12 protein-coding genes and 1 pseudogene are annotated in these 13,468 nt (G+C 70.5%); 9 read left to right on the top strand and 4 right to left on the bottom strand.

Annotation, left to right across the window (positions count from 1 at the left end; genetic code table 11):
* A pseudogene (locus P3L51_RS30795) lies at positions 1–189 on the bottom strand (hypothetical protein); the annotation flags it as partial.
* A gap of 208 nt (positions 190–397) precedes the next feature.
* Between P3L51_RS30795 and P3L51_RS30800 the strand changes: the two are divergent.
* The 3 genes from P3L51_RS30800 to P3L51_RS30810 all read left to right on the top strand — a co-directional run bounded on the left by P3L51_RS30800 (position 398) and on the right by P3L51_RS30810 (position 4,649).
* Positions 398–1,342, top strand: a complete 945-nt coding sequence (locus tag P3L51_RS30800; protein WP_354608611.1) for an SCO0930 family lipoprotein — start codon at positions 398–400, stop codon at positions 1,340–1,342.
* A gap of 206 nt (positions 1,343–1,548) precedes the next feature.
* Complete coding sequence (locus P3L51_RS30805) at positions 1,549–2,361, top strand: SAM-dependent methyltransferase (protein ID WP_354608612.1); 813 nt, start codon at positions 1,549–1,551, stop codon at positions 2,359–2,361.
* Positions 2,358–4,649 carry a putative bifunctional diguanylate cyclase/phosphodiesterase gene (locus P3L51_RS30810; RefSeq protein WP_354608613.1) on the top strand — a complete coding sequence of 764 codons (2,292 nt, stop codon included), beginning with the start codon at positions 2,358–2,360 and terminating at the stop codon, positions 4,647–4,649. The genes P3L51_RS30805 and P3L51_RS30810 overlap by 4 nt, the downstream gene beginning before the upstream one ends.
* A gap of 52 nt (positions 4,650–4,701) precedes the next feature.
* Here P3L51_RS30810 and P3L51_RS30815 read toward each other — a convergent pair whose 3' ends face one another.
* Positions 4,702–5,616 (bottom strand): LysR family transcriptional regulator, encoded by a 915-nt coding sequence (locus P3L51_RS30815; RefSeq protein ID WP_354608614.1) that lies wholly within the window; start codon positions 5,614–5,616, stop codon positions 4,702–4,704.
* A 95-nt stretch (positions 5,617–5,711) separates the two neighbouring features.
* Between P3L51_RS30815 and P3L51_RS30820 the strand changes: the two genes are divergently transcribed.
* The 4 genes from P3L51_RS30820 (at position 5,712) to P3L51_RS30835 (ending at position 10,003) form a co-directional block, all read left to right on the top strand.
* Positions 5,712–6,464: a succinate dehydrogenase cytochrome b subunit gene (locus tag P3L51_RS30820; RefSeq protein WP_354608615.1), complete on the top strand. Its 753-nt coding sequence runs from the start codon at positions 5,712–5,714 to the stop codon at positions 6,462–6,464.
* A 1-nt stretch (position 6,465) separates the two neighbouring features.
* The gene (locus tag P3L51_RS30825; RefSeq protein WP_354608616.1) at positions 6,466–8,430 is read left to right on the top strand and encodes a fumarate reductase/succinate dehydrogenase flavoprotein subunit; all 1,965 of its coding nucleotides are present in this window, start codon (positions 6,466–6,468) and stop codon (positions 8,428–8,430) included.
* Positions 8,427–9,173, top strand: a complete 747-nt coding sequence (locus P3L51_RS30830; protein ID WP_354608617.1) for a succinate dehydrogenase/fumarate reductase iron-sulfur subunit — start codon at positions 8,427–8,429, stop codon at positions 9,171–9,173. Before P3L51_RS30825 ends, P3L51_RS30830 begins: the two co-directional genes overlap by 4 nt.
* A 98-nt stretch (positions 9,174–9,271) precedes the next feature.
* A complete protein-coding gene (locus tag P3L51_RS30835) occupies positions 9,272–10,003 on the top strand; it encodes an SMI1/KNR4 family protein (protein WP_354608618.1) in 732 nt (243 codons plus the stop codon).
* Here P3L51_RS30835 and P3L51_RS30840 read toward each other — a convergent pair.
* Positions 9,894–10,982, bottom strand: coding sequence for an LLM class flavin-dependent oxidoreductase (locus P3L51_RS30840; RefSeq protein ID WP_354608619.1), 1,089 nt, complete (start codon positions 10,980–10,982; stop codon positions 9,894–9,896). The genes P3L51_RS30835 and P3L51_RS30840 overlap by 110 nt on opposite strands.
* Positions 10,983–11,040: 58 nt before the next feature.
* Here P3L51_RS30840 and P3L51_RS30845 point away from each other — a divergent pair, with 58 nt between their 5' ends.
* Positions 11,041–11,529 (top strand): phosphatase domain-containing protein, encoded by a 489-nt coding sequence (locus P3L51_RS30845; RefSeq protein ID WP_354608620.1) that lies wholly within the window; start codon positions 11,041–11,043, stop codon positions 11,527–11,529.
* A 38-nt stretch (positions 11,530–11,567) separates the two neighbouring features.
* Here P3L51_RS30845 and P3L51_RS30850 read toward each other — a convergent pair whose 3' ends face one another.
* Positions 11,568–11,792: a dodecin gene (locus tag P3L51_RS30850; protein WP_354608621.1), complete on the bottom strand. Its 225-nt coding sequence runs from the start codon at positions 11,790–11,792 to the stop codon at positions 11,568–11,570.
* Between the two features lie 226 nt (positions 11,793–12,018).
* Here P3L51_RS30850 and P3L51_RS30855 point away from each other — a divergent pair, with 226 nt between their 5' ends.
* Positions 12,019–13,260, top strand: coding sequence for an extracellular solute-binding protein (locus P3L51_RS30855; protein WP_354608622.1), 1,242 nt, complete (start codon positions 12,019–12,021; stop codon positions 13,258–13,260).
* Positions 13,261–13,468 lie beyond the last annotated feature (208 nt).

A 13,468-nucleotide genomic window follows, 5' to 3' on the forward strand; every position in this document is an offset into this window, starting at 1 on the left:
GGGCGGCGGCGGCGGTGACGGCGGCGGCTCGGGCCAACAGGGGCCGTCGCCGATGATGACGACCGCGCCCGTACCGCCCGGCCCCGTCCACGCCGAGACGCAGACATCGGCGGCGGCCGGCACGGGCGTGCTGAGTATGCAGACGAGGCCGGTGACGGCCAGGGTCCGCACGGCAAGTGATCGGTACACGGCGGCAGCTTGAATCAACACGGCCCGCACCGCGCCGAAATGGCGCTGGATTCCCCTGATCGGGGGGAATCGGGGCATTCAGCGTTTCTTTTTCTTTCTGAAGATTCTTTGAGGCGCGTTGAACGCTCCTCACCCCGCGGCGCGTACTTAGGGCCATGAACGGCGCGGCCCTGGCGCCCCAACTGGCTTACGAACTACGGGAGTTGACATGAACACCTGGCGGAACGCCTCGCTCGCGGTGACCGCGGTGGCCGTACTGGCCCTGACGACGGCGTGCGGTCAGGACAAGGGCGAGAGCCCCAACGGTCAGGCGGTCGGCGCGGCCGCACCCGCCGACGGCGGCTACGGATCGGACAGCGGCTACGGCGACGAGTCGGCGGTCGAACCCAAGACGGCCGGTCAACTGGCCGTGTGGGACAGCAAGAAGCTCGGCAAGGTTGTCACGGACAGCGAGGGCTTCACGCTCTACCGGTTCGACAACGACACCGCCGAGCCCCCCAAGTCGACCTGTGTGGGCGAGTGCGAGAAGGCGTGGCCGGTCGTCGCGGCCGGTGACGTCAAGGCGGCCGCGGGCACCGATGCCTCGAAGATCGGAGAGGTCACCCGCGCCGACGGCACCAAGCAACTGACCCTCGGTGGCTGGCCGATGTACCGCTACGCCAAGGACACCAACCCCGGCGACGCCAACGGGCAGGGTGTGGGCGGCACTTGGTTCGCCTCCGCCCCGGACGGGAAGAAGGCCGCGCTCGGCGCGGCCGGCGCCGACGAGGCCGGCGGCACCGAGGCCGATCTCGCGGGACTGTCCGTGCGAAAGGACCCCAAGCTCGGTGAGATCGTGGTGGACGCCCAGGGTATGACGGTGTATCGGTTCAAGAAGGACAGCGCTTGGCCGATGAAGACCGCCTGCACCGGAGCCTGCCTCGAAAAGTGGCCGGTAGTCGCTCCGGTCGACAAGAACGACACCGAAGGCATCATCAAGAAGGGCTTCGTGACGTTCGACCGGCCCGACGGAATCAAGCAGCAGACCATCGACTGCTGGCCGATCTACACCTTCGCGGGCGATGCCAAGCCCGGTGACACCAATGGTCAGGGCGTCGGCGGCACCTGGTACGCCGTCGCTCCCGACTCCAAGCTGGTCGGAGCGCCCAAGTAGTCCCCACGTCGCGCCTCCGGCCGACCGGTCCGCCGTCACGCCCCGTGCGTGACGGCGGACCGCTTGTGTCCCGGCTTCGGGTGTGACCGAGAACGGACCGCTAATTTCCGTTTCAGCTCGCTCTCTTGGCGGGCGATCAGTAGCCTCGGCTCGAACACCGGCCATGCAGACGGCCGTTCCCCCGTGGCGACTTGTTGGAGATCTCGATGGAGCGTCCCGCCTGGGTCCCGCAGGGCATCGACATATCGGTGCCGAGCGTTTCCCGCATTTATGACTACTATTTGGGCGGTTCGCACAATTTCGAAGTGGACAGGGAAGCGGCTCGCAAGGCGATGGAGTTCATGCCGGGGCTTCCCAAGATCATGCAGGCGAACAGGGCGTTCATGCGCCGCGCGGTGCGTTTCGCCATCGGCGAGGGCGTGACCCAGTTCCTCGACATCGGCTCCGGCATTCCGACGTTCGGCAATGTCCACGAGGTCGCCCAGGCCGCCGATCCGGACGCCAAGGTCGTGTACGTCGACCACGACCCGGTCGCCGTGGCGCACAGCCAGGCGGTACTGGACGGCAACGACAACGCCGCCATCGTGGCCGCCGACCTCCGCGCGCCCCGGCAGATCCTCGACAGCCCCGAGGTCCGGGGCCTGCTCGACCTGGACCGGCCGGTCGCTCTGCTGCTGGTCTCCGTCCTGCACTTCCTGGAGGATGCGGACGAACCCTTCGCGGCCGTGGCGGAGTTGACCGACGCGCTCGCCCCCGGCAGTGTCGTCGTCGTGTCCCACGCCGCGTACGCGGGCATCCCGCTGCCCGAGGAACAGGTCGCCGGCACGGTCGGCGTCTACAAGGACATCCGCAACCCGCTGGTGATGCGGACGCGCGAGGAGATCGCCGGGTTCTTCGACGGGTACGAGCTCGTCGAGCCCGGTCTGGTGCCCATGGGCAACTGGCGTCCGGAGAATCCTGGCGGCCAGGAGGACCCGTACGCCATGTCGGGCATCGCCGGAGTGGGACGCAAGGCGTGATGGTGCCGGCGGAGGTCCCGGACGCCGCGGCGGAACCGGACGGACTGGAGGACCGGCTCAGACGGTTCGCGACGATCTGGAGCCGCGCGATCTTCCCGGCGACGGCCACGTCACTGACCCGGCCCGAGTTCGAACAGCATCTGCTGCCCCTGGCACGCCGGTTGAGGGACGCTCTGCACGACACGATCTTCGATGCCGCGCCCGCGCACGGCGTCGGGGCGGCACTGGTGGCCGCGCACTGCACGGATCCGGACGCGCTCGCCCGCTCCCTCGGAGTCGTCGACGCGTATCTGGTGCTGTACTGCGGCGCGGCGGCAGATCCGGCGGGCGACCTCGCCGCCGAGGAGCTGCGGGCGCGCTGCGCCCGGCTCCAGCACGCGTTCGCCGCCGGGTTCGCCCAGGCGCTGCGCGAACGCACCCTCGCCGAGCAGGAGGCCATCGCACGCTCCGCGCTCGCGGCACGCGGCGCCGCCGAGGACGCGCTGCACGCGACGGAGGCCCGGTTCCACGCGGTGTTCGAGGGCGCGGCGATCGGCATCGGCATCGCCGATCTCGACGGCCATGTGCTGGAGGTCAACGACACCCTCACCCGGATGTTCGGCGGCCTTGAGCACCATGTCCGCAGCAGGAACGTCAGCGAGTGGGTGCACCCCGACGACGCACCGCACGTGTGGCGGATGTACAGCGAGCTGATACGGGGCGAGCGGGAGAACTTCCGTACGGAGAAGCCGTTCTTCCGCAACGACGGCACGGTCCTGTGGACCAATCTGACGGTCTCGCTGCTGCGGGACGCCGACGGGGTGCCGCAGTACCAGCTGGCGCTGCTGGAGGACACCACCGAGCGGCGGCTGCTCAATCTGCGGTTGCGCTACGAGGCGACCCACGACGCCCTCACCGGGCTGCCCAACCGGACGCTGTTCTTCGAACGTCTGGAGAAGGCGCTCGCCCCTGCCCAGGAGACGGCGAAGGACGGCGCGAAGGGCAGTACGAAGGACGGCGCGAAGGCCAACGTGAAGGACGGCGCCAAGGGCGGCGTGAAGGGCGCCGCGCCCGCGTCCCGGCCCGCCCGCTTCGGCCTCTGCTACCTCGATCTCGACGGCTTCAAGGCCATCAACGACAGCCTCGGCCACTCCGCGGGCGACCGGATGCTGGTAGAGGTCGCCGACCGCCTCCAGAGCTGCGCCACGGCGCCCGGCGAGATGGTCGCCAGGCTCGGCGGCGACGAGTTCGTGGCGCTGACCACCGGACCCGACACCCGGCGCGAGGTCGGCGACCTCGCGTCGCGCATGCTCGGTGTGCTGGCCACCCCGATAAGCCTGGACGGCCGCGAGTTCACCGTCCGGGGCAGCATCGGCATCGTGGAGGGCAAGGCGGGCGAGTCCACCGCCGCCGAGGTCCTGCGCAGCGCCGACATCACCATGTACCGGGCCAAGTCGGCAGGCGGCAACCGGTTCGAGCACGCCGACGCCGAGGCCGACGCCCGCGCCATCACCCGGCACGGGCTCACCACGTCGCTGCCGACCGCCCTGGAGCGCGGCGAGTTCTTCATCGAGTACCAGCCGCTGGTGCACCTCGCCGACGGCACGGTGCACGGCGCCGAGGCGCTGGTGCGCTGGAGCCATCCCACCCACGGCGTCCTCAGCCCCGACCGGTTCATCCCGCTCGCCGAGCACACCGGGCTGATCGTGCCGCTCGGGCGCTGGGTGCTGGAACAGTCCGTACGGCAGGCCCGCCTGTGGCAGGAGGAGCTGGCGGCCGGCACGTTCGCGGGTCCGCTGCGGATCAACGTGAACCTCTCGCCCGCCCAGCTGCACCACCCCGGCCTCGTCGCCGACACGGTGGACGTGCTGGAGCGGGTCGGGCTCCCGCCGGGCTCGCTCTGCCTGGAGGTCACCGAGTCCGCGCTGATCGGCGCGGACGAGGATCTGCTCAAGCCGCTGCGGCAGCTCGCCGAGATGGGCGTCGACATCGCGCTCGACGACTTCGGCACCGGCTACTCGAATCTGGCGAATCTGCGCAGGCTGCCGGTGAGCGTGCTCAAGCTGGACCGTTCCTTCACCCAGGGCATGCAGCAGCACCCGGCCGACCCCGTCGATCTCAAGATCGTCGAGGGGATCGTCTCCCTCGCGCACGGTCTGGAACTGGCCGTCACGGTGGAGGGCGTGGAGACCGGGGCGCAGGCGGAGCATCTGCGAAGGCTGGGTTGCGACACGGCGCAGGGCTGGTACTACGCGCGTCCGGGCCCGCCGGAGATGCTGCACACCCTGTCCATGGCCGACGCGGTCTGACGCCGTCCGGAACCGGCACAGGCGGCCGGCATCTGTCCGGCCGCCTGTCGAGCTACGCGCGTCGCGCCGCCCCGGCCGCCCGGCTCTGTGCCCGGGTGCTGAACAGCACCCGCTGGAGTTCGCGTGCCGCGCGCGGGGGCGCGACGTCGCTGCGGTGCGCGAGCGCGATCGTACGGCGCAGCCCCGGCGGCGCCAGCGGTGTCACCCGCAGATCGCGCCCCGCCTGCTCCGCGACCATGCTCGGCACCACCGCCACCCCGAGACCGGCCCGCACGAAGCCGAGTACGGCGTCCATCTCGCCGCCCTCGACGGTGAACGTCGGCTCGAACCCCTCGGCCCGGCAGGCGGCGACGGTCAGCTCCCGCAGGTCGTAGCCGTGCCGGAACATGACCAGCTGCTCGTGTCGGAGGTCGGAGATCCGGACCGGCCGGCGCGGCCCCGGCATCGCCGCCGAGGAGACCACCACCAGGTCCTCGTGCAGCAGCTCGACCGTCGTCAGGGCCGGTGAGGGCGTCGGCAGCGGCAGCACCACCAGGGCGAAGTCCAGTGCGCCGCGCGCCAGTTCGCGTACGAGATCGTGCGACCCGCTCTCCTCGATCAGCAGCTCGATGCCCGGGTGCTGATCGTGGAAGGCACGCAGGACCTCCGGCAGCAGACCCGTGCAGAGGCTGGGCGGCGCGCCCAGCCGTACCCGGCCGCGCCGCAGCTGGACCAGCTCCTGCACCTCGTGCCGCGCGGTCTCCGCGTCGGCGAGGATCCGCCGGGCCGTCGGCAGCAGGGCCTCGCCCGCGTCGGTGAGCGCGACATTGCCCCGCGCCCGGCCGAACAGCTCGGCGCCCAGCTCCTTCTCCAGGGCCCGGATCTGCTGCGAGAGCGAGGGCTGCGAGACATGCACCCGCTCGGCGGCCCGGGTGAAGTGCAGGGTCTCCGCGACGGCGACGAAGTAGACGAGCTGCTGGAACTGCATGGGCCCATAATAAGCAGCACGATAGGCACAGGCTATGGACATGAGCCGATCCATGTCTTGGACCTCTTGGTGTGCCCCGCCTTAGCGTGCGTGACATGGCTCTGGCAACACGTACGGACAAACGGGCGGCCCGGAAGGCCGGCGAACCGGGCGGCGGGCGCCCCGGCAAGCGGCCCTCGGTGCTCGGCACCCTCTGGGGCTCCACGGTCGGCAAGAAGGCCGTCATGGCCGTCAGCGGCCTGATCCTGCTCGGCTACCTCGCCGCGCATCTGCTGGGCAACCTCAAGATCTTCTTCGGTCCGGGCGAGTTCAACGAGTACGGACACTGGCTGCGGACCATGGGCGCCCCGGTGCTGCACCAGGAGTGGGCCCTGTGGATCGTGCGCGTGGTGCTGCTCGCCGCCGTCGTCCTGCACGGCGTCTGCGCGTACCAGCTCAGCCGCCGCGACATCGCCGCCCGCCCCACCGCCTACGTACACAAGCGCCGCCGCGCGAGCTACGCGACGCGCACCATGCGCTGGGGCGGGATCATCCTGGCGCTGTTCATCGTCTGGCACCTGCTCGACCTCACGACGCTCACCGTCAACGAGAACGCGCAGCCCGGCCACCCGTACGAGAACGTCGTCGCCACCTTCTCCACCTGGTACGGCAACGTCATCTACATCACCGCGATGCTCGCCCTCGGACTGCACGTCCGGCACGGCTTCTGGAGCGCCGCACAGACCCTCGGCATGGGCAGCGCCACCCGTGACCGGGTACTGAAGATCATGGCCAACGGCCTCGCGCTCGTGCTGACCGTCGGCTTCATCTCCCTGCCCGTAGGCGTCATGACCGGACTGGTGAGCTGACATGGACGACCGACTCCCGCCCACGTACACCGACTACGTGACCGGCGAACCCCTCGCCGACACCAAGGCCCCGGCCGGGCCCGTCGCCGAACGCTGGGACACCCGCCGCTTCGAGGCCAAGCTGGTCAACCCGGCCAACCGCCGCAAGCACACCGTCATCGTCGTCGGCACCGGACTCGCGGGCGGCGCCGCCGGCGCCACGCTCGCCGAACAGGGCTACCACGTCGTCCAGTTCTGCTACCAGGACTCCCCGCGCCGCGCCCACTCCATCGCCGCCCAGGGCGGCATCAACGCCGCGAAGAACTACCGCAACGACGGCGACTCCGTCCACCGCCTCTTCTACGACACCGTCAAGGGCGGCGACTTCAGGGCCCGCGAGTCCAACGTCCACCGGCTCGCCCAGATCTCCGTCGAGATCATCGACCAGTGCGTCGCCCAGGGCGTGCCCTTCGCCCGCGAGTACGGCGGTCTCCTCGACACCCGCTCGTTCGGCGGCGTCCAGGTCTCCCGCACCTTCTACGCGCGCGGCCAGACCGGCCAGCAACTGCTGCTCGGCGCCTACCAGGCGCTGTCGCGGCAGATCGCGGCCGGCACCGTCGAGATGCACCCGCGCACCGAGATGCTCGACCTGATCGTGGTCGACGGCAGGGCCCGCGGCATCGTCGCCCGCGACCTGATCTCCGGCAAGGTGTCCACGTACTTCGCCGACGCCGTCGTCCTCGCGTCCGGCGGCTACGGCAACGTCTTCTACCTGTCGACCAACGCCAAGAACAGCAACGCCACCGCGGTCTGGCGCGCCCACCGGCGCGGCGCCCACTTCGCCAACCCCTGCTTCACCCAGATCCACCCCACCTGCATCCCGCGCTCGGGCGACCACCAGTCCAAACTCACGCTCATGAGCGAGTCGCTGCGCAACGACGGCCGCATCTGGGTCCCGAAGGCGCACGGCGACACCCGGCCGCCCGCCGAGATCCCCGAGGACGAGCGCGACTACTACCTGGAGCGGATCTACCCCTCCTTCGGCAACCTCGTCCCCCGCGACATCGCCTCGCGCGCCGCGAAGAACGTCTGCGACGAAGGCCGCGGCGTCGGCCCGGGCGGGCAGGGCGTCTACCTCGACTTCGCCGACGCGATCCGACGGCTCGGCCGGGGGGCCGTCGAGGAGAAGTACGGCAACCTCTTCGAGATGTACGAACGCATCACCGCCGAGGACCCGTACCAGGTACCGATGCGCATCTACCCGGCGATCCACTACACGATGGGCGGACTCTGGGTCGACTACGACCTCCAGACCACCGTGCCCGGGCTGTTCGCGATCGGCGAGGCCAACTTCTCCGACCACGGCGCCAACCGGCTCGGCGCCTCCGCCCTCATGCAGGGCCTCGCCGACGGCTACTTCGTCCTGCCCTCCACCATCAACGACTACCTCGCCCGCAACCCGCACCAGGACACCGTCGACGACAGCCACCCGGCGGTCGCCGAGGCCGTCGCCGACACCGAGGACCGGCTGCGGCTGCTGCTCGCCGTCGACGGCGACCGCACGCCCGACTCCTTCCACCGGGAGATCGGCGAACTCCTCTGGGAGCACTGCGGCATGGCCCGCAGCGAGGTCGGACTGCGCAAGGCGCTGGACCGGATCCCGCAGATCCGCGAGGAGTTCTGGCGCCGGATCAAGGTGCCGGGCACCGGCGAGGAGTTCAACCAGTCGTTGGAGAAGGCCAATCGCATCGTCGACTACCTGGAGCTCGCCGAGCTGATGTGCCTCGACGCGCTGCACCGCGCCGAGTCCTGCGGCGGCCACTTCCGTGAGGAGTCCCAGACCGACGGCGGCGAGGCGGAACGGCGCGACGACGCCTTCACCTACGCGGCCGCCTGGGAGTTCACGGGAACCGGCACCGCGCCCGTCCTGCACAAGGAAGACCTCGTCTTCGAGTACGTCCACCCCACCCAGCGGAGCTACGCATGAGGCTCACCCTGCGCGTCTGGCGGCAGAGCGCCGCCGACGCCACCGGCGCCATGGTCACGTACGACATCGACGACATCTCCGAGGACATGTCGTTCCTGGAGATGCTCGACTCGCTCAACGAGCGGCTGATCCTCACCGGTGAGGACCCCGTCGCCTTCGACCACGACTGCCGTGAAGGCATCTGCGGGGCCTGCGGCGTCGTCATCAACGGCGACGCCCACGGCCCCGAACGCACCACCACCTGCCAGCTCCACATGCGGCACTTCGCCGACGGCGACACGATCGACGTCGAGCCGTGGCGGGCGGGCGCGTTCCCGGTGGTCAAGGACCTGGTCGTGGACCGGTCGGCCTTCGACCGGATCATCGGGTCCGGCGGCTACATCAGCGCCCCCACCGGCTCCGCCCCCGAGGCACACGCCACACCCGTGCCCAAGGCGGACGCCGACTTCGCCTTCGAGCACGCCGAGTGCATCGGCTGCGGCGCGTGCGTGGCCGCGTGCCCCAACGGCTCGGCGATGCTCTTCACCTCGGCCAAGATCAACCACCTCAACGTCCTGCCGCAGGGCGCGCCCGAGCGGGAGACCAGGGTCCTGGACATGGTCGCCACGATGGACGACGAGGGCTTCGGCGGCTGCACACTGGCCGGCGAGTGCGCGACGGCCTGCCCGAAGGGCATCCCGCTGCCGTCGATCACGGCGATGAACAAGGAATGGCTGCGGGCGACCCGCAAGGTGGCGCGCTAGGGCCTGTCCGGCGTCCCGGGCCCCCGAAGATCCACCGGACAGGGCCTGGACAGCGGCGCCCGGAGCCGGTTGTCAGTGGCGTGTGACAGCCTTCGGAGATGAACGCGGAGAGCGCCGAAGTAGGCACGCCGACGGGGGAGTCGAGCGGCCCGGTGGACGAGCGGGTCCGCCGGGCGTGGGAGTTGATAGCGGGCCGGCTCCCCACCCGTGGGCCGCTGCCGGGCACGGTCGGGACGGTCGTCGACGAGGCGCGGGTCGCGGAGGTCGAGCGCGTGGTCGGGGACGAGCTGGGGGTACGGCTTCCGCCGGATCTCGTCGCGTTGTGGTGGCTGGACGCCGTCCACGCCGGGCACTGTCTGCCGTCCGAGGGGGCCTTCAGCCTGGACGGCCCCCAAGAGGCTCTGGAGCTGCGGAAGTTCATGCTCGACCTCGCCGAGGCCGAGGACCCGGACGACCCGGCGTGGCCCGACCGGTTCACCGAGGATCTGCTGCCGATCGGGACGAGCCCCGGCGGCGACAGCCTCGTCGTCCGGCTCCGCCCGGACGAGCACCACGGGAACGTGCACTTCTGGGATCACGAGGTGTGGGGCCTCGGGGTGCCGCTGTGGCCGAGTGTCGCCGCGATGCTCGACGACGCGGCCTCCGCGCTGCTCTCCGGCGGCCCCGCACTGACGTGGCACGTCGCGAACGGCGGAGACCAGCCACTCGTCGTTCCGCTTCTCAACGAGCGGGGCCGGTTGACGGACTGGGAGGCGAGCCCGGGCCCGGCTCCGGGGCCCGAGCCGGACCTTGGACCCCGCCCAGCCCCGCGACCCTCGCCAGGCGCGTGAAGGAGTCCAGGAGCGCTTCGCGGTCGTACGTACTCGTCGTCACCAGCACCTCGTCGGCGCCGCTCTCCCCGATCACCGACTCCAGGGCGTCGGCGACCTGCTCCTCGGTGCCCTGGACATGGCCGCGCAGCCCCGACTCGTAGAACTCCCGCTCCTTCACCGTCATCGTCAGCGTCTCGATCCGCCCGGTGGACGCGAGCGGCGGGAAGACGCCGTGTGTACGGGAGTGGGCCATCGACCAGGCCTCGGGCATCAGCAGCCGGCGGGCCTCCTCCTCGCTCTCGGCGACCGCGACCGTCCCCGCGATGATCACCCGCGGGCGGTCCGACCAGGCGGACGGGCGGAAGTTCTCGCGGTAGCGCTCCACGGCCCGCAGCATGCGGTCCCGGCCGCGCAGGTCGCCGACGACCACGGGCAGGCCGGCCGCCGCGGCGATGTCCGCGCCCTCGCCCATGGCCAGGACGTACGGCTCCGGCCGCAGGCCCTCGGCGGGCAGGGCGTGGACCTGCGGGTAGAGGGTCTGGTCGCCGGTGAACCAGCCGAGCAGTTCCTCGACGCGCTCGGCGAAGTCCACCGCGTCGAGAGCCCGCTTGTCCTTGCCGAGCGCCCGGCGTATCCCGTCGGTGAAGCCCACGGAACGCCCGAGGCCCATGTCGATCCGGCCGGGGAACAGCGACTCCAGCACCCCGAACTGCTCGGCCACGACGAGCGGCCGGTGGTTGGGGAGCATCACCCCGCCCGTACCGACACGGATCGTGGACGTCGCGGCGGCGACGGCCGCCGCCAGGACCGTCGGCGCCGAACCCGCGACACCGGGCACGCTGTGGTGCTCCGAGACCCAGAACCGGTGGTAGCCCAGCGCCTCCAGCCGCCGCGCGAGGCGCACGGTGTCGCGCAGCGCCTCGGGAGCGTCCCGGCCCTCGCGGGTGCGGGAACGGTCGAGTACGGAGAATCGGGTGTTCGCGAAGGTGGACGTCACGTTCGGTTCAACAGCGACGCGCCGCGAGGATTCCCCGGACCCTCTTTAGGCTGGGCGTGTGACGGACAACAGCAGACCACTGGCCGTATTCGATCTGGACGGGACGCTCGCCGAGACCGCGCACCGCCAGCACTTCCTGGAGGGCAGGCCGAAGGACTGGAGCGGCTTCTTCGACGCGGCGGGGGCGGACACACCGCTGGCCGAGGGAGTGATGCTGGTTCTCAGGAGCGCCGAGGAGTGCGAGATCGTCTATCTGACCGGCCGTCCCGAGCGCTGCCGCAAGGACACGCTGGCGTGGCTGGCGGCCAACGGCCTCCCCGACGGCCGGGTGTTCATGCGCCGCAACGACGACAGGCGGCCCGCCCGCACGACCAAGGTGGAGCGGTTGCGCAAGCTGGCCGCGGGGCGGGATATCCGCATGCTCGTGGACGACGACGAGCTGGTGTGCGACGCGGTGGAGCGCGCGGGATTCCGCGTCGTACGCGCCCGCTGGGCGAGCACGTCCCAGGCGCTGAAGGACGGGCAGGAGCGCGAGGGACGTACCTGAGCGGGCGCGCCGGACGAGGAGCGGCGCGTGCGACCGGGTCAGCCCGCCGTGTCGCCGTCCTCCAGGCGGAAGCCGACCTTGAGCCCGACCTGGTAGTGGTCGATCCGGCCGTCGACGAGATGGCCGCGGACCTGTGTCACCTCGAACCAGTCCAGCCCGCGGAGGGTCCGGGACGCCCGGTTGATGCCGTTCCGGAGGGCCTCGTCGACGCCCACCTCTGAGGTGCCGTAGATCTCGGTGACCCGGTAGGTGTGGTTGCTCATGGGGGTCGTTCTCCTCTTCGCGCGGTCGCGGTCTGATCCCACCGTGCCCCACCGCGCGGCGCCGCGCGCGACAGGAGAACGGCACGGCGGAGGCCCCGGGCGGGGCTGCGGGGCTTGACCCGTTCGTTGGTCCATACCAAAATCGCGCCAATACCCGTGCGAGCGCTCCGTGCTTCCCCCACGTCGGGTTCACTCTTTCGTGCCCGCACGCCAGAAGGTGACCTACGTGAAAAACCGCTTCCTTGTCGGCTCCGCCGTATTCGTGTCCTCCCTCGCACTCGTGGGATGCGGAATGCTCCCAGGCGGGGACGACAAGGTCATCACCATCTGGCTCATGAAGGACAGCGTCTCCAGCGGGTATCTGGAACGGTTCATCACGGCGTACGAGGAGGAGAACCCCTCGGTCCGCCTGGAGGTCGAGATCCAGGAGTGGACCGGGATCGGCAAGAAGGTGATGGCCGCGCTGGAGGCCGACGACTCGCCGGACATCATCGAGGTCGGCAACACCCAGGTCGCGCAGTACGCGGAGAGCGACGGCCTGCGGGACCTCACCCTGGAATCCGTACGGGACCTGGGAAGCGAGGACTGGCTGCCCGGTCTCGCCGAGCCCGGCAGCATCAACGGCTCGCAGTTCGGCATCCCTTGGTACGCCGCCAACCGCGTCGTCATCTACAACAAGGACCTCTTCGCCGAGGCCGGCATCGACGAAGTGCCCAAGACCCGCGCCCAGTGGCTGGACATCACCGCCCAGCTCGACCAGGGATCCCAGCAGGGCATCTATCTGGCCGGTCAGGACTGGTACACCCTCTCCGGCTTCATCTGGGACGAGGGCGGCGAGCTGGCGGTCGAGGCGGGTGGCGAGTGGGAGGGCCGGCTCGACACCCCCGAGGCGATCAAGGGCATGAAGTTCTACAAGGAGTTGCAGGCGCTCGGCGACGGCCCCAAGGACTCCGACGAGGTCAAGCCGGAGCAGGAGGCCGAGTTCGCCAAGGGCGACATCGCGCAGATCATCGACACCCCCAACTCCGCCGTCCAGATCGAGGAGAAGAACCCCGACCTCAAGGGCAAGCTCGGCTTCTTCCCGCTCCCCGGCAAGACCGCCGGCGCGCCCGGCGCGGTCTTCACCGGCGGCTCCGACCTCATCGTCCCCAAGAACTCCTCGCACCGGTCGGCCGCGGTCGAGGTGGTCAAGGCGCTGGCCGGTGAGAAGTGGCAGACGGAGCTGGCCAAGACCATGAGTTACGTGCCGAACAAGACGACCCTCGCGGACGTCATCGAGGGCCAGGAGGCCACGGCCGCGATGGCGGCGGGCGCCGCGCAGGGGCGGGCGACTCCCAACTCGCCGAAGTGGGCCAACGTCGAGCTGGACAACCCGATCAAGCCGTACATGACGGCGGTCCTCCAGGGTGAGGACCCGAAGACCGCTGCCGAGGCGGCCGTCGCGGAGATCACGGCGGCCCTGCGGTAGATTTCCGGCCGGGCCGGCTCCGGATCCTGTTCACGAAGGGCCGCTTTGCCAACGCGTTACCCGTTGGTTCCGGCCATTCAGCCGTCTCACATCCCCGCTCCGCCGGGCTGTCATGTCGAATCCAGCCGGTCACGGAAGAAACAAGGTGCCGGGTCGCCGCGCCAGCGGCGTCCCACCACCGCTCGTTCTTCCGTCCGGCACAGGAGAC

Origin of the sequence: Streptomyces panacea (genome assembly GCF_040560175.1) — a bacterium.
GTDB classification, from domain to species: Bacteria; Actinomycetota; Actinomycetes; order Streptomycetales; family Streptomycetaceae; genus Streptomyces; species Streptomyces panacea.